This is a genomic window from Ammoniphilus sp. YIM 78166 (genome assembly GCF_004522215.1).
GTDB lineage: Bacteria > Bacillota > Bacilli > Aneurinibacillales > RAOX-1 > YIM-78166.
On sequence record NZ_SDLR01000005.1, the window covers coordinates 74,445 to 93,171 of the forward strand.

Consider the following 18,727-nt stretch of genomic DNA (forward strand, 5'->3'; position numbering starts at 1 on the left):
TACCTGAATGTTACTTCCGGGAAGATGGTTGACGCGGTTCCTCACCATTCGGATTAGCCAGCAGATAAGGCAAACGGTCATCCTCCGCAACCCTCATTTTAATCTGATCCACCATAGAATCGTGCTGACACAAGAAATTCCACAACCCTATTCTAGCCTCTTCGTCTAAAATGATATATTCTTCCACCTCTAGCATACGATCCTTGAACTGATAAAGCACATACCCCCTAGGGTTGTCCTCACTGTTGCGATAAACCCCTACTTTATAGTTGAATGGCTTGACATGATAGTCCCACCAGTCCAGCGACCGATCCAGCATACCGCAATAGCTCGAGGCAAACCGCTGATACATCTCTTGCAAGAGGCTTGTGCCGCTCCTGTCCGTTAGCCTTTCTACTCTTCCCTTTGTCCTAGTCAGCAGAGTAAGATGTGCTGCGTCAAGCTTATGAATGTCCGGTTTCTTTCATTGAAACCAGGGCCTGCCTAATCAGCAGACTGGCGCTCCCTTTTCTCCGGTGCTCCGGCCAAGTCGCAACTCCGGCAACCCCACCCATGCTAAAGCTCTTATGGGCTATGTATATCTTCAGTGGCAAAATATGAAGCTTAGAAATTAATTGCTCCCCCTCATATTCTCCCCAAATCTCATGAAGCTTCGCTCGTTCCCTTCTTTCCACCGCTTGCTCTGGGCTCAGCTGATATTGAAAAGCATATTGAGAAAGCGCTAAGCTTTGCTCTATGTCCTGATATTCTAATTTAACAAAAGCAGCAGTTTACACGATCTCGAGTCGGCTTAATCGGCTCCTATATCCGGTTGAATGAACCGTTTAGTGGTATATCGTCGATCAGCACGATTTTTACGAATGATACACAACGAAATTTGTGTATCATTCAATATCCACAAATAACTAGATAAATAATGTGTATTATATCCTAGCATTTATTTCATGACATTTAATGTGAACCACACACAAGTGAATTTTAGGGTTTGATCTTCTTGCATAGCGATCTCCTCCAATATTTGCGTGATTTCCTCATTTTCAGAGGCTTCAAGTAATAATAACCAACGTACCAAACGATTTTCCCGTGGATTCACTTCCCCATTTCGCCATTTAATTAACAACTTAGGCAGCTCCATGAAATGAATCTCTAAAGCATCTGTCAACAAATTCATCGAACTACAAAAGATGCAAGATGGCCTCACCATATGAAACTTCTAATACCATGATAAAACCCGTGCTTAACAAGCGCGGGCCGTTTTTATTCGGTTTCCTGGATTGTTACCCCAAGGATGTAATCAGCTGCTCGCTGGGAGTGGACTTTCTGCTACTTCCGCAAAATCTTCTCCATCTCTTTTCCCTTTGCTAACTCATCGATCAGCTTATCCAAATAGCGAATTTCCTGCATCGTGGGTTCCTCAATGTCTTCAACTCGGACACCGCATACCACTCCTTTAATCAAAGTTCGTAAAGGATTTAGTTGGGGAGCCTTCGCAAAGAAAGTCTCAAAGTCTGTCTCATTTTCCAGTTGTGCTTCGAACTCTTCCTGGCTATAGCCTGTCAACCAACGGATGATCTCATCTACTTCTGTTTTCGTCCGTCCTTTTCTTGTTGCCTTCGTAACATAATGTGGATAGACACTTGCGACACTCATGGTATAGATCTTATGTTTAGTCATACATTAACAACTCCTACTCTTCTATTGAGGACTCACTACGAAGAATTCTAATCGGTAATCATATTTGTATCCATCGGGAGTAGCTTTCATCTCCCCCGTTTTGGTTTGCAAACTCTTTACATTTGGGTGTTCGTCTTCAGTTTGTATTTCATTCTAACATTTTCTTTACTGTATGAATGAATGATCAAACAAATTTAATCAATTAATCTTACATCCGTTAAAGAAAAATATTCCATCATTGAAAAAACCCATTCCAACGGAAAGCTAGAATGGGTTAGGATCCTTGTGTTATTTTTATCGAACATTCATCTCACTAGGATGTGGACCTTTACGTCGATTACGATTCAGTTGATTTATCTCGTTCATTTCATTTGAAGTTAATTCGAAATCAAATACATGATAGTTTTCTTCAATTCTTGATGGTGTTACAGATTTCGGTATGACGATGGTGTTATTTTGTAAATGCCAGCGCAGCACCACTTGAGCTGGCGTTCTGCTATGTGACATAGCAATCTTTTGAATGACTTCGTCTTGCAACACCTCTCCTCCCTGGTCAAGAGGACTCCAAGCTTCTACGAAGATATTATGTTTTGAACAAAAATCTTTTAACTCGTTTTGAGCAAGGTAGGGATGACACTCAATCTGATTCAATACGGGTACCACTTCACATTCTTTTAAAAGTCGCTCTAAGTGTTCAATTTCAAAGTTACAAACCCCAATTGCTTTTACTCGGCCATCATGATAAAGCTTTTCTAACGCTTTATAGGTTTCGATATACTGGTCAAATTGCGGAGTAGGCCAGTGGATCAAATATATATCAACATAATCAAGACCTAATCTTTCCAAGCTCTCGTCAAATGCACGTAACGTATTTTCAAACCCTTGATCACTATTCCAAACTTTTGTTGTAATAAATAACTCATTACGAGGAACAGATGATTCAGCAATAGCCTGCCCAACGCCCTTTTCATTCTTATAGATCATCGCCGTATCAATCGATCTGTAGCCAACTTTAATGGCAGTAGCAACGGCTTGTGCGGCTTGATCATCTGCAACCTGCCATACACCAAATCCAAGCTGTGGCATTTTTAAACCATTATTCAGCGTAACCAAATTCATCGTCCAATTCTCCTTTTATTATTCGAGATATTATTTTGAAACTTGAACCCTTAAAGAAGATTTTCCTACTAATCCATAATAAGAAAGGAAAGCCATTAAGCTTGCTAATAAAATAATCATTGCCATGGGAATGGCAGAATATTCTCCGGCTAATCCTACGAGTGGAGCCGTTAATGACCCTAATACAAAGGGCAGGAGTCCTAATAGTGCAGAAGCACTACCGGCAATATGTCCTTGTGTTTCCATTGCTAAAGAAAAAGAAGTTGAAGCAATGATTCCTATCGACATAACAAAAAAGAAGATGGGAATCACGACTGCTATAAGCGGTGCTTTTAATAATAGAGCCACTAGTAAAACAGCACCTGCTAGATTCGAAATCAATAACCCAATCTTTAAGAAGGTTCTCTCAGCTATGACACCTGTAAAGCGGCCAACCACCTGAGTTCCAATGATTAAGGCAACTCCATTCAATCCAAATAATAGACTGAACACCTGGGGCGTTACCCCATAAATATTCTGATAGACGAAAGGAATACCCGAAACATAAGCAAAGATACCTGCAATGATGAAACCTTGAGTAAGCGCATATCCCATGAACTGGCGATCTTTTAACAAAGTGCCAAAATTCTTCATTATTTGTGAAAAATTACTTGGGACGCGTTTTTCCTCTGGTAACGTTTCTTCCAGTTTAGATGAAACAATGAAATACAAAATAATACCTATACAAGCTAGAACAAGAAAAACTCCTGACCAATTGGTAAACGCCAATACTATACCTCCAGCAATTGGTGCCACAATCGGCCCAAGGTTCCCCACCAACATCAATAAAGCAAAGAACTTGGTGAGTTCCCTTCCACTGTATAGATCGCGAACAATGGCTCTAGATATAACAAGGCCACCTGCTGCTGCAAAACCTTGTAGAAAACGAGCCCCAATAAAGGTGTAAATATTGGGGGCAAACGCACAAATAACAGAAGCGATTAAATACAGGATGAGGAAAATCCTCATGGGCTTACGGCGTCCTTGAACATCACTCATGGGTCCAATAATCAGTTGGCCTAATCCCAATCCTAAAAGGCACGTCGTTAAACTAATCTGGACTAAAGAAGCAGTAGTATGGTATTCCTTTACGATAGTAGGGAATGCAGGTAAATACATATCAATGGTGAAAGGACCTAAGAGTCCCAGTGAACCTAAGAGTAAAGCAAGTTGTAATCGTTTCTTCCCGGCTAATTTATTCAAGTATTTCTCGCCTTTCTATCAACAATCATTTTCCATTAGGATGTTAAGAGCTTGCTTGATTTTACACTCATATAGGCGCAGGCAGTTTAACTAAAGAAGGAAAAAGCACTTAACTCTTAAATGTATGTGCATGCATATAAATTAGCATATGACAAAACACTTCGTCAACGATAACATACGGAGCGTTTTAAGTCCTGTTACCCCATCATGGTCTTAATTGGTCAAATAATCGCTGCAGTTCTTTATGAATCATATCTTGAGAAAAAGCCTTTTCAAGGGTTTCATGAACCGTAACGGTCGCCTTTTTAAGCTTTTCCTCTCCCTCAGCTGTTAAGGAAGTGTAGATGGCCCTTCGATCGTCTCCGCAAACATATCGCTTTAATGTTCCACAGCCTTTTGCTTCAAATCGACTGACCAGTCTTGACATAGCACTTTGACTAAGCCCCACCATACTCTGTAATTGTTGTAACTTTAATTTTTTTTCCGGGGCTTCAGATAAAAATAAAAGCACGTAGAATTCGTTTAATGATAATTGATGATTTTCTTGAAGTATGATTTCTAATTTATTCGTGATTTTCATTTGAATATGGGTTAATGATATCCAATTCGTTATCAATTGTTTATTTTGGTTTGATTCCATTCGTCCCACCTATTCTAGGCACAAGTTAACTCTCGCAATGCTTTATCCCTGCTCATTCATTGGTTTCCTACTCTATAGTAACAAGTAAACATTTCAAGAGTCAAACGGGACCTTGCTCCCCTACTTTTGAACATGAATCGTTCGATGATCGTACATGGTCAGAAGCGCTAAGGGGGAACCACACTAATATTAAACTTATTTTAATGGAATCCATATGTTCAATGTCCTTCCTTAATTGACTGATATGTCTGATTCAATAGGCAGCTGACTCCATAACTCAATAAAATAAAAATAGCCAATGCAACTATTGGAAATTTCACAAAGATTATTATGATTCGTTTTTTTTAATACGTTTAACAAGTAGCAAACAGAGGAAATAAATCAAAACGAAACAGAGAAGGACGGCACATAACAGTCCACCAAAAACTAGGATAGTTGGAGTGATTCCCGCTTGATTTAATGTTTTAAGATCTAACATGGATATTACGCCCTTGCTTTTGTTGTAGTTTTATCTTTAATTTGATAATCATTAGGAGCAAGAATGGAAGTATGAACTGATATGGGAGCATAAGATATGGGTTAATTACGTTGATCGCTACCTCACGATAAAAAGAGAAAGTAGGAAAATACACAAGGATGAACCAATACCATAAAACGCCCATTAAGACCATCAACCATTTTTGATTTTTTTTGTTTATAAGTGTTTCCACTGCTAGTCGGGAGGCATTGAAATATAAGGTCATTTTATAAAAGCCACCGATAAAAAGAATTGCTCCTCCAATGGCATCCAATCTTTGAATGAAGTCCCCTATATTAATTTTTTGTATTATCTTGAAAAGTGGAAATTGTGCCGTAGCAGCTCCATGAACCCCTAATACAGCTATCATAAAACCCAGCGAAATGGTTAAAAGTATCCCTGAAATACCAACTGCCAATAAAGATATCCTCCGGATTTCTTGCTTATTGTTTACATAGCACCAATACATGAGAAATACAATCATTTCCCCAAAAGGAAAAGTAATTACTGAAGGTGTTGCTTTCATAATGGGCATGATTCCATTTTCTAAAGTTGGCGATAATTGTTCAATTTTCCCAATACCTGAAATCAAAGAAAGAAAGTAAATGGACAATATAAAAAACATAAGGTAGGGGAAAACGATTTGGCTAGAACGAGCCTTGGCTTCAATCCCTAAGAACAGACAGTACATCACAAGCGATATGGTAATAAGTAGGATTGCTTGAATGGGTGTTTCCTGAAAAAAATTTATTATCATAAATTGGGCAAATTCATACAAAATGAAGGTTGAGATATAGAAAAAAAAGATCGCATACAAGATAATAAATGGGATTGCGATCCATTTTCCTAAAACAGAAACTAAAATTTCCATTAAATTTTGATGAGGAAAATGTTTCTGTATTTCAGTATAAAGCCAAGTTAAACCTAACCCAGCGCCAAGAGCGATTAAAATTACCATCCAAGCATCTTGTTTGGCATCAATCCCCAAAGCAAATAAGGTGGTACTTCCTATTTGAAATATAATAATCAAGGCAAATAATTGATATTTATCAATATATTCTTTTTGCAAATCCTACAGCCCCTTTTACCCCATATCCGAATATCATCTTAGTATTCGGCTTGTTGTCCGTTAACTTTGTGCCATTTTTCCGTATATAGCTATACCTAACAATAGCAAAGGGAGAAAAAGCCCATACATTAAGGAAAAAGACCCGGAGGAATATAACCGAGTAATTTTTCAACCAACATTACCATTCTGGTCATCCTTTTATTTTTTAATTTTCTGTGCTTTTTCAAAAATTAAATGTTCACAGTCCAACTTTTACCTTTCGTTGTATTGTTCACTAATAGGATTACCAAGTATAAGGTGGTTTTAATCGAATTGTGCTTTTCCATTACCTAAATAAAAAAAGACTGCTGATGCAGCCTTTCTGCGCTATCGATTCCCATAGCGGAATAATGACTAAACCATGCATACCCCCTACCGGGTATTTTCATAGACATTAATCAGCAAAAGTTCACTCATGGTAGACATGTAATTCTTTAAATAATGATAAAATTCCAAACCCATGGTTTTTTATCATCCGTACAGCAACATTCCACTGATCGATGAGATCAATAAAGAAGGTGCTGTTTTTGGAGTTATACGGAACTATGAATTTCACGATTCATACTTACTTACTGTAATTCGATTGTATCTTTTTAATCTTTTCATATATGAATCCTTAGTGTATAATCAATTCAAACCTAATTCCAAGTATGTTTATAGGAGTAATATTATATGATTTTAGCCAAAATGATTTTATATCTATTAAATCAGCATGAAATCTTGGATACCATTACCTTAGCCGATGCACTCGAAGATACACGGATCGATGAGCGATTAACATTTTTAAGATCAAGTGGATACATAAATGAAGTTGGAAAGAATGAATATGAAATTACACCCAAAGGGAGAGTAGCGTTAAGGAAAATATAATCAAGACAGTATGTGTAAGGAGGGGGCATCCATTGAATTCCTTACTGCCAGACACCCTCAAGGAATTTTTAGATATGGTTAAAACAGAAGATGGATTACAAACATTAATTCAAAATTTAATGGAAGAATACAAAAAGTCCTCATTTCCGAAAGAAGGATGAGGAGTTTTTGTATTCATATGGTGGTAATACAGAATGATTTGCTTTAATCTTAGGCACTAAAAATATGCACAAAGCGAGCATTGGTATTTCTATAAGAATAACAGCCATCTTCAAAAAGAGTGTTGTTGCCCGTTTCATAGTTCTCAAATATTCGAATATTCACGTCTTAAATTTCCCCTAAAACAGCCGAGAACTGCGGCAAATATTCCCGATTTTCTTCAAGGATATCGTCTAGCAGCTTTTTTGCCATGTTTGCCGAACCGACTAACGGGTGGATCGATAAAGCTTGCAATGCAGCGTGATAATCCCCTTTTGCGGCTGCGGTCACCGTCAATTCCTCGTAGGCTTTCACGACTTGCAATAATCCACGAATTTGCGGGGGAAGCGGTGTTTGGATGGCCACAGGATGAGCCCCGTTCGAATCAATGATGCAGTTTACTTCAATAGAGACGTCATCCGGCAGGCAAGTAATGACTCCATTGTTTTTTACATTCACCGTCTGGATATCTTTCCTATCATTATAAATGGAGGCCATGAGGTTAACCGCAGCTTCAGAGTAATAGGCACCCCCCCGTTTCTCCAGCTGAGCGGGTTTTTCGGCAAGCTGTTCATTCTGATACAGCTCGAACAGCTCTTCCTCTACCTTTTTTACGGCTTCCGCCCTCGTCCCTTTGGCCTTTAAGGACTCCAATTGCTCCTCTAGCATTTTTTCCTTCATATAATAATAGCGATGATAACTGCAAGGAAGAGCCCCTAAAGATGTAAGGAAATCGAGATTCCAACCAAAATCGGGTATATTTTTCACCGTTATTCCCTTGGTTTCGCTAACTTTTTGTAGGATTTCATCCTTTACGTTCTTCCCGTCCACATAAATCTGTGTAGTCCAGTTGAGATGGTTAATGCCGACCATTTCAATTTCGACTTTCGATACTTCGGTATCCATTAACGAAGCCATTTGCATTTTGGTTCCGATCGGAAGATTGCAAAGGCCTATTGTTTTCACCTGTGAATGCTTGATGACAGCCTCCGTCACGATACCCGCGGGATTTGTAAAATTGATCATATAGGCATTAGGAGCCAATTCCTCGATATCTTTGCAGATATCCAGAATGACCGGAATGGTCCGAAGCGCCTTGGCAAACCCGCCCGCACCAGTCGTTTCTTGGCCAATGCATTGATAGCGCAAGGGAATTCTCTCATCACGCGCACGGGCATCCAGTAAACCCACTCGCATTTGAGTTGTAACAAAGTCGGCATTTTCAATGGCTTCCCGGCGATTTAGGGTTAAATGCAAGTTAATCGGCACATTGGCCTTTTCTATCATTCGTTTGGCTAGAGCCCCGACAATCTCCAATTTTTGTTTGCCAGCCTCAATATCTACCAAATACAGGTCACTAACAGGCAACTCATGGAATCGTTTTATAAAACCCTCTATCAGCTCGGGAGTATAAGAAGATCCACCGCCAATAACCGCAATTTTAAGGCTACCTTTTCTCACCCGCTACCCCTCCGTAAAGATCAAATTTCCTATATATCTCCGGCCCTACTGGAATCTTCAGATGATCCATCCCAAGCAGGATCGCCCCATAAACAGGCTCCACACTTGGTGTAACCAAATGAGCCTTTTTATTTTCTTGTAAAATCGTCTCCCGCATGGTTCCCAGGAGATAAGGGTTCTTTCCCTGTTGCAAAACGCTCCCGATCAAAACAACGGGAATATCCTCCTCACTGGATAGGCCTAACCTTTTAATGACTGAATTTGCCGAAATCCCCAATTCATACCCTGTATTACGGAGAATGCGAATGGCCAATTCATCCCCTAAGTCTGCGGCTTCATGCAAAATCAACGTTAATTGGCCTGGAACCTCTTTCACTTCCCGATCCAAAAAGTGGTTGAGCATTTCTTCCATATTTTTAAATTCAAAGAACTTCGGCACGAGGTCCGTTAAAACAGATGGAATTTCCCGGTAGTCCCACGATCTAACGGCAGATCGGAACGTCTCCAGTGCCATCTTTTTTCCGCCTGCCGCATCTCCATATAAGTAACCCTGCCCCCCAGTTTGTACCACCTTGCCCTCCTTGCTCCTGCCCACTGCATTCGTACCGCTTCCGCAGATCAGAACGACACCCGTATGACTCGGACTGCCTAATCTCAAACCCACCAAGGCATCGCAGACAAGATTCCAGGACCCAAAAGGAAAAAGGTTGAATAATGCGGGTTGAAGAATGAGAAAGTCCGATTCCCTGTCCGCCCCTGCAAACCCGTATTGGACGAACGATATGTCAACGTACCTCAGTTGAGCCTTTGCCAAGGCTTGTTCGATCGATTCCTTCACATGGGTTAGCGCTTTTTCAAGTCCAAAGACCTCATGATTCCCTCCTGCTGAAAGGCCTTCCCCAAGCGTATTCCCCTGTTCATCGGTGATGACGGTGTAGGTTTTGCTCCCCCCTGCATCAACTCCCATAATGTATCTCATGCAGATTCCTCCTTTACTCCTCCAGTTGTATATCCCGCCTAAGTTATAGCGGTAAAAAAATAAAGCTATGGGCACTGCGGTCTTTCCGATAAACTCCCAAATCGTCACCGCAGCCCACAAGAGAAAACGCTGTCAAAACACTTATCAGAGTAGAGCTCATAGCTTTGGTGAGCCTAGAGGAAAATGGTAGTAACCTCACTACTAATCTCCCTTATTTTTTAAATATGTTATAACATTAACTGAATTGTAACTACAATTGTATACGAAGTCAATAAAAATAAAAAAACCTATAAAAACATCATAATTCAACACATCTTGAATTTGTTATTACAATAACATCCTCCAATGATTACTATACCTTCAACATTACCTAGCTATATTCGATACATAGTGGTAATATTATTCTAACTTGTATCAAAATTGGGTACACAATCCGAGTGTTGTTACAACCAATTAGTTACCCAACCGGAGGAATTGTATGACAAAAGAAGGTCCTGGAATACCCCTATATTATCTCGTTAAGGAAAAAATTTTAGAAATGATTCACTCGAACAAGCTGGAGATAGGGGATAAACTGCCTACGGAACATGAATTATGCACAAAGCTGGGCGTAAGCAGGACGACAATACGGCTAGCTTTGCAACGATTGGAATTAGAGGGCCGAGTACAGAGAATTCAGGGTAAAGGCACCTTTGTAGCACAACCCAAAATCCAGCACACATTCAGTACCATTAGTAAAAGCTTCTCTGAACAAATAAAAGATATTGGCTTATATCCCAAATCGAAGGTAATCCATTTTGAAGTCATCCCTGCTCCCCTTCCAATTTCTGGAATATTGCAAATAGATGAAAAGGATCCCGTGTTTAAATTAGAGAGATTGCGCTTTGCCAATGAAGAACCGCTGCAGTTGCTAACGTCCTTCGTCCCCTGGAAAGTGGCACCCGGACTCCAGCAAAAGGATTGTTCCGGCTCTTTATTTCAGCTTCTTCGGACCAAATATGGAGTGAATATACACCGTTCAGTCGAATCCGTTGAACCCTTCTTAATTGATGAGGCCATGAGCAAGCTGCTTCATGTCCCTGCAGGCTCGCCATCCCTTCTATTAAAATCAACAACCTATGACAAGGATGATCAGCCGATAGAATATTCCATCGGTATTACCCGTGGCGAACAAATTAAATTTGCAATGGAACATTATTATCATTAATTGGGACTATGGACCCTAAAAGTAACCACTGGAAAATTTCTGTCGTGAACTTAGAGGTTTATGCATGTAAACCTACGGGATAAAACAACAAAGAGGGCTGCTTAAGAGTAACGGGTTCCATTTAGAGGTGCAAGCAATGGTATACACAACCGATTTTCAAGTCCGTTTTCAAGGTGTTTTCACCACTATAATCACATCAAACTTCGCAGTTTAAATCACAAAAGCAGGACTTCTCTCAACTGTTATGTTGGAAGAAGCCCTGCTTTAATTTTATCTGTGTTATTGAACTATCGATTCCCGTCGTTTAATAAATGACTAAAATTAATATACCCCCTACAGGGTATTTTTAAAGACAATAATTGGCAAAAGTACACTGATGGTAGACATGTAATAAAACCAAGGATGAATAGATGGAAATTCTCCACCTATGATTAAAAATTAAATAGAAACCTCATCATATAGGTGGAAAAACTCCAACTATTTGCTCTGAAAGCCATATTTATTTGATGTTTTCAAGCATTAGTTGTTGATTCTCCACTTATTTTGCTTTTTTTCCTCTTATTTTTTCGGATAAGTGGACTTTTTACCACTATTTAAAATCAACTCGATGTATCACAATCTCGTACTCCAAACATCCACATCTTCTAATATTCATTGGTACTGTTTCGTTAAACTGCCCGATAGTTCAGCAGGTGCCATTGATCTGGCAGCCTCCTGTCATCAAGGAACTCTTGTTTCTCAAGCCATAGTGATCTCGAGGTTTTAGTACCAAGATCTTATTTTACTGCAAGCCAGATTTGATTCGATGAATCGGCACGATGTGGATCAGGATCAATATAGGCTTCTATGGCTGGTATTTCAGCCACGTCATACCTATTTGACGGAATCCATTCGGAAAAAATTTGTTTCCAAGCCTTAGGCATTGCGATTGGGGTTGGTCCATACACTTCAAAAACGACCCATTTGGATGCGGGAAATTGAATGATCGATAAACCATTTAGCAACTCTCCAATATGTTCTGCAGCAATCCAGTAATCAATCGTGTTTTTCTCTGCGTCATAATTGTCAGTAATCCCTAATAAACCTTTAAATTCTCCATTCATTAATTCAACTAACATGTTCGCTGTTCCATTATTATTTACTTCATCCCAAAGTTCTGGAATACCTTGAGCTCCTGCCTCCGCGCCACAAGAACATTCACGTTTTACACCAACGGCTTGGAAAGCATCTCTTTTAACAATCTGATATTTCCTCTGTTCTGCTCCTTCCAGATTTACTTGAAAAAATCTTTCCATTATTTGCATCACTCTGATACCAAAGCATTGTATCTCCCGTTATGTTCATAAATCGCATTCAAATTCACCGCGAATCCTTAGAGTAATTCCACTAACATCGACCGAGCGACCACCCGCTCAGGATGGGTGAAGAAGAAAAACATCATATTTGTCCACTTTAACAAAATCTATTTTTTGGGCAGAGCCAAGAAAAGCCTAATTACATTACTACTTAGAAAGTGGTCGACAGTCCGACGGCTTTCAAATGTTTAGCCTCTCCGTGAGCTCTTTGATTTTCGGCAAGTTCATATCCCAGCCCGCAAGCGCACCGAGGTAACACTCTTCACCATCCGGTTTTTCCGCAAAATCACCGTGCACAACGGACAATACGGTGTTTCTGTTTCGTTCATCGAGCGTGAGTATGACAATGTCTTGCGGCATCGTGAAGCTGTAACGGATCATTTTCACCGGCTCGATCCCGAGAATCTTCCCCTCGATGTCGATAGTTCCCTCGGCGGTTTTCCAATACATGGCGCTGCCGACTTTCCAATCAGATTCCAGTGCACCGAAACCAGGCCAAAATTGCTCGATCCACTGTTTGCTGAGAGCCGGATTCGTCAAAACTTGCCAAACCTTCGCAGCCGGAGCATTGATTTCAATTGATTTTTCAACAAGGAGCTTCTTCATTTATACCTCCCGGTAGTCTATCATGTCCTATTATATGTTTTTGCGCAAAACGATGAACCTGAGGTCTATCGGATATATTTTTTGACCTAGTCTTTAGGGAAGTTCTCGAGAAGCTGTTCATATTTCTCATGCCATATTTTCCATTCGTTTTCACGTGATTGTATTGCCCTTCCATCCAACAATACGTTAATGACATCCAAACATACATGCCAGCCGGCAAGATCCTTTGAAGTATGGTTTGTTATCTTATTAATCTTTTCAATTAAGACTAAGCGACTTCCATCGGACTCAGGATATAGCTCAAAACGAACACGGTCTTCGCCCCATGTATATTCCAAAACGGAGTTTGGTTTAAGCTCTATAATTTCAAGTTCCTCAAATGTACCATCCTGCATGTCAAACTTAATTATTCCTCCTTCTCGGAGGTCGTCGATCTGTAACTCAGAGAACCACTTCTCCAACTTATCATTCTCCGTCAACGAAGACCATATTTTCTCAACTGTGTGCTTTAGATTACGCTCGAACCGAGCAACATATCCATTCTGTACCTGCTGTACAACCGCTAACATGCAATACCTCCTTAGGATTTAGTTCGATCAGGAGAATCGTGAATCGTATTTTCCACCTCATCAAGCATACTGGTAATCTTGCTTGCGCTAAATTCACTGTCCAGGCGATTACCCAAAAACCAGCAGTAACAACTCCAGCCTGCCGACATTCTAAGCTCCTCGGCTTGCGAGTGGCTTCATTTCGCCTGTAGCCACGTCAGAAAGCGGCTCGTGTGCACCATTGCTTATGTAAGTCTTTTTAATTCGTTCCTTGCCGAGCGCTTTCAGTTCCTGCATAACCTTCCTTTATAATCATACCCACTTCATTGTAACCATCTAACTAATATTCTTTATCAAGCAATGCTCTAACTTGATGTAAAAGATCAAAAGTAGTTTGCCATTCGAGAGAAGTTAGATCAAATCCATTTTACTTGTGTACTCTTGGTACAATTAAACCTGAACCTAATAAGACTTGTTGAGGTTTTTGAACGAATAAACAATATTTATTACTGAGAACGACTCAGTGTTCTGTATCTGATCCAGGAAAACAGAAAGGTCATCCCATATTTTTACTACCTCTTTTCAACATTTCCATCCATCTTCATAAATTCTTGAACTTAATTCTGTTATCCTGCTGCCCGTTTATTAAAAAATGAGCTGCATAAACAGCTCAGCGTTCTTCATCGAAAGCGCTCGAAAATTGAAGTGGAATGGTGCTTTCAAGTAATTAACGGATACGGCCGACAAAACTCGGAAAACGTACACTAAGCGAAATTTTACTCGCCAACGGTAAAGCGCTCCGCGCTTTACCTTATAAAAGGGGACTGTCCCCTACCTAAGGGGGTATTCCCGTAGCTAGCAAAATATCGGTCAGGTACAACAGACGTGCCCCAATCTGGGGGCTGCTCAGTTTAGAAAGAAATAGACCACGGAGTTTTTGGCTCATAGGTGGTCAATTCCTTTTTGGTCATAAATGTGAGAAGGGCAATGCTAAAATCTAATACCCTTCCCCCTCTTTCACACCCTAGGTAACGGGTCTGCTTATACTCTCTCTTAAATATTCAGCAATTTACTACCTAAGAAGGGGCAAAAGCTTACACGTTATCCGCCTAAGTTTGGATGCTAGAAGAAGTCAAAGAGAGCGGTCGCTTGCTTCGGAATGAGGCGCTCCAGCTCGATTACATCGGCGCTCTCCCCTTTCAGCCTACCTAACTCATAGAAAAAGCTCGCGCTTTGCACTCCAAGAAAGATGGCGGTTAGGGTACTAATGTCACAAGTTAAGGCTGCCTTCGCGTGTGTGGCATGAATCCTTGACACCTGTCCATCTTGGATTTCATAGATACCTTCATTCCACTTGGCCCATGGGTCCTCTACTTGAATGGAAACAGACCCCGCTTGCTTTGCCAGAGGATAATGACGCAAAAACACCTCTACATCTACGATTCGAGCCATAAAATAAGGGGTGACTTCCTGCTGGAATTTCGGATTAGCCAACAGATAAGGCAAACGGTCATCCTCCGCCACCCTCATTTTGATCTGATCCACCATAGAATCGTGCTGACACAAGAAATTCCACATCCCTATTCTAGCCTCTTCGTTTAAAAAGATATATTCTTCCACCTCCAGCACACGATCCTTGACCTGATAGAGCACATACCCCCTAGGTTGATCCTCGCTGTTGCGATACACCCCTACTTGGTAGCTGAATGGCTTGACATGATAGTCCCACCAGTCCAGCGACCGATCCAGCATGCCGGAATAGCCCAAGGCAAACCGCTGATACATCTCTTGCAAGAGGCTTGTGCCGCTCCTGTCCGTTAGCCTTTCTACTCTTCCCTTTGTACGAGTCAACAAGGTCAGATGGGCTGCGTCAAGCTTATAAGTCTTATAGGAAACAAACCATTCCCACCCATACCTACGATAAAAGGCAAAGCTAAAGGGATGAAGCAGACTGATTGAATGTCCGGTTTCTTTCATGGAAACCAGGGCCTGCCTAATCAGCCGACTGACGCTCCCTTTTCTCCGATGTTCCGGCCAAGTCGCCACTCCGGCAACCCCTCCCATGCTAAAGCTCTTATGGGCTATGTAGATCTTCAGAGGCAAAATATGAAGCTTTGAAATTAATTGCTCCCCCTCAAATTCTCCCCAAATTTCATGAAGCTTCGCTCTTTCCCTTCTTTCCACCGCTTGCTCAGGGCTCAGATGATATTGAAAAGCATATTGAGAAAACGCTAAGCTTTGCTCTATGTCCTGATCTTCTAATTTTCTAATCATTGTTGTTTTTCCTTTCATCCATTGATCGCTTTAAACCGTCCTGTACTTTCTTTATTCTAGACCGCTTAAGGAACTCCTCCGTTATGATATAAAAGAAGAAAGAGTATGTATATCTCCATGATAAAGGGCTTGATCGAACCAATGAGCTAACGTCTCCCCGAAAAATGAAGACATAACCGCTATAACAACCAGGGACAGGTAACGCCTTAGGAATGATAGGAATAAGCTTGACCTTGCAACTCTCTCATTCGCGATAAAGACTCCTCATATACTACTTCCACCTGGTTCCCCCTTTTCCTACTCTCAGGTATATTAAACGCGATCGTAAAGCACTATCGTGCTTTACTCAACTGAAGGACTGTCCCTCATCATAAGGTAAGGTGCGAAGCCTTTGCCGTTGACGGTTAAGAAGGTGATAACAATAGGAGCGACTGAAAAAAGACAGGAGCTTGTAAAACTGATTCAGCATCTATCTGACAAGATATATTCATGGTTCATAGCTTATTGTCTTATCTAAAGAGTAGTAGGAAAAACCGAGTCTTTCCATGGAGGGTTTACGTAGCCCCTATCTTACATTTCCCTATCTCCCCTATTTATAATGAAATAACTATTCAAGACAATAAAAAGTTCGATATTAACGATATGGTCCATCCCCTTAATGTAAACCTTTGTTCATTCTCCGATAGTTGGCCGTAGCGGTATTAACGGAAGAATAGGCTAACCCCTGATAGATTCTTGGTTTCATCCCCTCAGCGAGGACAAGAGTGGGCATTTCAATGAACAGGCAGCTGTAGAAATTACGGCTAAATACCCCAATATGCACGGGTCCCCGATCCATATTGGCGATTCTAAACTTATGGGAATTGAGGATATATAATATCGACTGCTCAAAGAGTCTATGAGAAATGAGGTTAACTTTGTCCCAGGCGGCTTGCTCGGTTCCCCAACCGGTCATATCCGACTTACCTATGGCCAAGCAGAGACTGAATCCATTCCGGAAGGAATTGTACGATCAAGGCAAGCAGTACTTAAACTTTAAAACGCACCCAGCCTATCCTTCCTCATATGCAACAACAGGTTGGCAAAAAGCATCGTTCTCTCTTATTTATTCCTAACTAAAACGAAACTCTTTATGCAAATATAAATAGAGAAAAAGGCAACTGTAGTGACAGTTGCCTTTTTTAGGTCTATTTTTTAGGTCTTATGACACGCCTTATATTCTTACATCCTTATTTAATGCTGTTGAGTAACTCCTCAGCGTTCTTTGGCTTTTCCGTGAATAAACTGACAACAACGGTCACGATTAAAGCAACAAGGAAACCGGGAACGGCTTCATAAGTGATGCCGAATAGAATTTTTCCCACCAATGCTTTTACATCAGGCAAGAAGGTAAAGGTCCACTCGGGTTGTTTTTTGACAAGAATAACCGTAACTAATCCTGTAATCATTCCGAACAGTACCCCGGCCTTGCTGACACCTTTCCAATAGAGGGTAAGCAAGAGAGCCGGTCCAAAACAAGCCCCTAACCCTCCGAAAGCAAACAGCACCATCCAAAATACGAATTCCTGAGCGGAGAAGGCAAGCCAAATCGATAAGAGCATAATGGCGCAAATGGACAAGCGACTGTAAAGAACGAGCTTCTTTGGAGGAATTTCTTTTCCTTTGCCGATTAATTTATCATAGATATCTCTTACAACCGCACTTGCCCCGACTAGAAGTTGGCTGTCCGCACTGGACATAATCGCCGCTAAGATCGCAACGAGCAAGATGCCCAAGAAGAACGGATGCAGGATTTCGGCTCCTAGCGTGGTGAACAAGGCTTCTTTGTTTGCATTGGGAAGAGCTTCGATATTCGGGAAATAAACGCGTCCTGCCAATCCGATCATGATGGCCCCCCACCCCATCACAACGTTCCAAACCGTGGCAATGAATGCCGCTTGTCTCATTTCCTTGACATTTTTAAGCGACATGTAACGGACAAGGATATGAGGATTTCCAGGACTTCCAAAACCAATTCCCAGCAAACCCATGATGGCGCCAAAACCAAACGTGAACGGATCGATGAAGCCCGCTTGCTGAGCATTCATCGTTTCAAGAATCGGGCCGAAGCCGCCTAAACCAAAAATGGCGATGATAGGTAATACTACTAAGGAGGTAAACATGAAACCCGCTTGCAACACATCCGTTTTACTGACGGCATGGAATCCGCCCAACATCGTGTAAACCAATAAAATAATTGCGGTTATCAACATTCCTGTGGAGGAAGACACGCCCATGCTTGCGGAAAACGCAGTCCCGCCGGCTACCAACTGACTTCCAACATAGGCAACCATAAAGAAGATAATAATACACGCGCTGACAAGCCTTAATATATTGGTTTTATCTTGAAAGCGTGATTCCAAAATGTCGGGAACCGTAATGCTCCCCATCTTTTCGCTATAGTTCCTGAAGCGTCTGGCGACAAAGAAGAACATGAGAACTTCAACCGTAATGTATCCGGCAATCGACCACATAGCATTAAGACCTGTCGCATAAGCCGTGCCCGTAACGCCAAGAACGAGCCAAGCGCTTCGTCCGGAACTCACCGCTGACAGGGCAACCGTCCATTTGTTTAAGCTCCTGCCGGCTAAGAAAAAGTCGTCCAAGCCTCCCGCACTTTTTTTGGAACTGGTAAAAGCAATCACTAGCAGCCCAACTAAATAGCAGACGATGACGCTTATCGCTATCCAACTCGTACTCATTGCACTTCAACCTCCTCTCTGTCTCCTATGCTGACGTAGGATTCCTCCTCATCCTCTCGGGTGACGATGAAACAGTAATAAGCAAGCGCGAGTATGAGCAAGGGCACTAATAATAATGAAAAGAAAATTCCAAAATTCATCCATCACTCCTCCTTTCCTAAACCGTTTTTATTTTTGAGTACATATCT

General features: G+C 41.1%; 19 protein-coding genes and 3 pseudogenes. 3 read left to right on the forward strand and 19 right to left on the reverse strand.

The genetic code is table 11. From position 1 onward, the window contains the following. Positions 1-10 precede the first annotated feature (10 nt). From EIZ58_RS21515 to EIZ58_RS21550, 8 genes and pseudogenes are all read right to left on the reverse strand, one after another. On the reverse strand, positions 11-352 hold the full coding sequence (locus EIZ58_RS21515) for a GNAT family N-acetyltransferase (protein WP_240689383.1): 342 nt from the start codon (positions 350-352) through the stop codon (positions 11-13). A 91-nt stretch (positions 353-443) separates the two neighbouring features. Continuing rightward, positions 444-740, reverse strand: a pseudogene (locus EIZ58_RS21520) (GNAT family N-acetyltransferase); the annotation flags it as partial. Positions 741-937: 197 nt separating this feature from the next. Beyond that, positions 938-1,162 carry an Rpn family recombination-promoting nuclease/putative transposase gene (locus EIZ58_RS21525; RefSeq protein WP_240689300.1) on the reverse strand — a complete coding sequence of 75 codons (225 nt, stop codon included), beginning with the start codon at positions 1,160-1,162 and terminating at the stop codon, positions 938-940. Positions 1,163-1,323: 161 nt separating this feature from the next. Continuing rightward, positions 1,324-1,674, reverse strand: coding sequence for a DUF2200 domain-containing protein (locus tag EIZ58_RS21530; RefSeq protein ID WP_134703000.1), 351 nt, complete (start codon positions 1,672-1,674; stop codon positions 1,324-1,326). 294 nt (positions 1,675-1,968) lie between these two features. Beyond that, complete coding sequence (locus tag EIZ58_RS21535) at positions 1,969-2,793, reverse strand: aldo/keto reductase (protein ID WP_134703001.1); 825 nt, start codon at positions 2,791-2,793, stop codon at positions 1,969-1,971. Between the two features lie 30 nt (positions 2,794-2,823). Then, positions 2,824-4,035, reverse strand: coding sequence for a Bcr/CflA family multidrug efflux MFS transporter (locus tag EIZ58_RS21540; protein WP_134703002.1), 1,212 nt, complete (start codon positions 4,033-4,035; stop codon positions 2,824-2,826). Between the two features lie 205 nt (positions 4,036-4,240). After that, positions 4,241-4,675, reverse strand: a complete 435-nt coding sequence (locus EIZ58_RS21545) for a MarR family winged helix-turn-helix transcriptional regulator (RefSeq protein WP_134703003.1) — start codon at positions 4,673-4,675, stop codon at positions 4,241-4,243. A gap of 464 nt (positions 4,676-5,139) precedes the next feature. Next, a complete protein-coding gene (locus EIZ58_RS21550) occupies positions 5,140-6,261 on the reverse strand; it encodes a GerAB/ArcD/ProY family transporter (protein ID WP_134703004.1) in 1,122 nt (373 codons plus the stop codon). A gap of 711 nt (positions 6,262-6,972) precedes the next feature. On the opposite strand from EIZ58_RS21550, the gene EIZ58_RS21555 reads away from it, so the two are divergent. Then, entirely contained in the window at positions 6,973-7,170 is a 198-nt protein-coding gene (locus tag EIZ58_RS21555) for a hypothetical protein (protein WP_134703005.1), read from the forward strand. 32 nt (positions 7,171-7,202) lie between these two features. Beyond that, positions 7,203-7,331, forward strand: coding sequence for a hypothetical protein (locus EIZ58_RS34915; RefSeq protein ID WP_255438404.1), 129 nt, complete (start codon positions 7,203-7,205; stop codon positions 7,329-7,331). Between the two features lie 45 nt (positions 7,332-7,376). Here EIZ58_RS34915 and EIZ58_RS21560 read toward each other — a convergent pair. The 3 genes and pseudogenes from EIZ58_RS21560 to EIZ58_RS21570 all read right to left on the reverse strand — a co-directional run. Continuing rightward, positions 7,377-7,469 (reverse strand): annotated as a pseudogene (locus tag EIZ58_RS21560) (DUF2975 domain-containing protein); the annotation flags it as partial. Between the two features lie 28 nt (positions 7,470-7,497). Further along, positions 7,498-8,829: a 6-phospho-beta-glucosidase gene (locus EIZ58_RS21565; protein ID WP_134703006.1), complete on the reverse strand. Its 1,332-nt coding sequence runs from the start codon at positions 8,827-8,829 to the stop codon at positions 7,498-7,500. Further along, a complete protein-coding gene (locus EIZ58_RS21570; protein ID WP_134703007.1) occupies positions 8,816-9,808 on the reverse strand; it encodes an N-acetylglucosamine kinase in 993 nt (330 codons plus the stop codon). Before EIZ58_RS21570 ends, EIZ58_RS21565 begins: the two co-directional genes overlap by 14 nt. Before the next feature lie 478 nt (positions 9,809-10,286). Between EIZ58_RS21570 and EIZ58_RS21575 the strand changes: the two genes are divergently transcribed. Then, positions 10,287-11,015, forward strand: coding sequence for a GntR family transcriptional regulator (locus EIZ58_RS21575; RefSeq protein WP_134703008.1), 729 nt, complete (start codon positions 10,287-10,289; stop codon positions 11,013-11,015). 776 nt (positions 11,016-11,791) lie between these two features. On the opposite strand, the gene EIZ58_RS21580 is transcribed toward EIZ58_RS21575, so the two are convergent. From EIZ58_RS21580 to EIZ58_RS33685, 8 genes and pseudogenes are all read right to left on the reverse strand, one after another. Continuing rightward, complete coding sequence (locus EIZ58_RS21580; RefSeq protein WP_134703009.1) at positions 11,792-12,310, reverse strand: GyrI-like domain-containing protein; 519 nt, start codon at positions 12,308-12,310, stop codon at positions 11,792-11,794. Between the two features lie 240 nt (positions 12,311-12,550). Beyond that, the gene (locus EIZ58_RS21585; protein WP_134703010.1) at positions 12,551-12,976 is read right to left on the reverse strand and encodes an SRPBCC family protein; all 426 of its coding nucleotides are present in this window, start codon (positions 12,974-12,976) and stop codon (positions 12,551-12,553) included. 86 nt (positions 12,977-13,062) lie between these two features. Further along, entirely contained in the window at positions 13,063-13,545 is a 483-nt protein-coding gene (locus EIZ58_RS21590; protein WP_134703011.1) for an SRPBCC family protein, read from the reverse strand. A gap of 14 nt (positions 13,546-13,559) precedes the next feature. Further along, positions 13,560-13,821: pseudogene (locus EIZ58_RS21595) on the reverse strand (hypothetical protein); the annotation flags it as partial. 825 nt (positions 13,822-14,646) lie between these two features. Further along, a complete protein-coding gene (locus tag EIZ58_RS21600) occupies positions 14,647-15,798 on the reverse strand; it encodes a GNAT family N-acetyltransferase (protein WP_167577867.1) in 1,152 nt (383 codons plus the stop codon). A gap of 655 nt (positions 15,799-16,453) precedes the next feature. Further along, complete coding sequence (locus tag EIZ58_RS35360; RefSeq protein WP_240689302.1) at positions 16,454-16,753, reverse strand: hypothetical protein; 300 nt, start codon at positions 16,751-16,753, stop codon at positions 16,454-16,456. Positions 16,754-17,027: 274 nt separating this feature from the next. Beyond that, the gene (locus EIZ58_RS21610) at positions 17,028-18,539 is read right to left on the reverse strand and encodes a sodium/proline symporter (protein ID WP_134703013.1); all 1,512 of its coding nucleotides are present in this window, start codon (positions 18,537-18,539) and stop codon (positions 17,028-17,030) included. Further along, positions 18,536-18,679 (reverse strand): hypothetical protein, encoded by a 144-nt coding sequence (locus tag EIZ58_RS33685; RefSeq protein ID WP_167577868.1) that lies wholly within the window; start codon positions 18,677-18,679, stop codon positions 18,536-18,538. The genes EIZ58_RS21610 and EIZ58_RS33685 overlap by 4 nt, the downstream gene beginning before the upstream one ends. Positions 18,680-18,727: the final 48 nt, after the last annotated feature.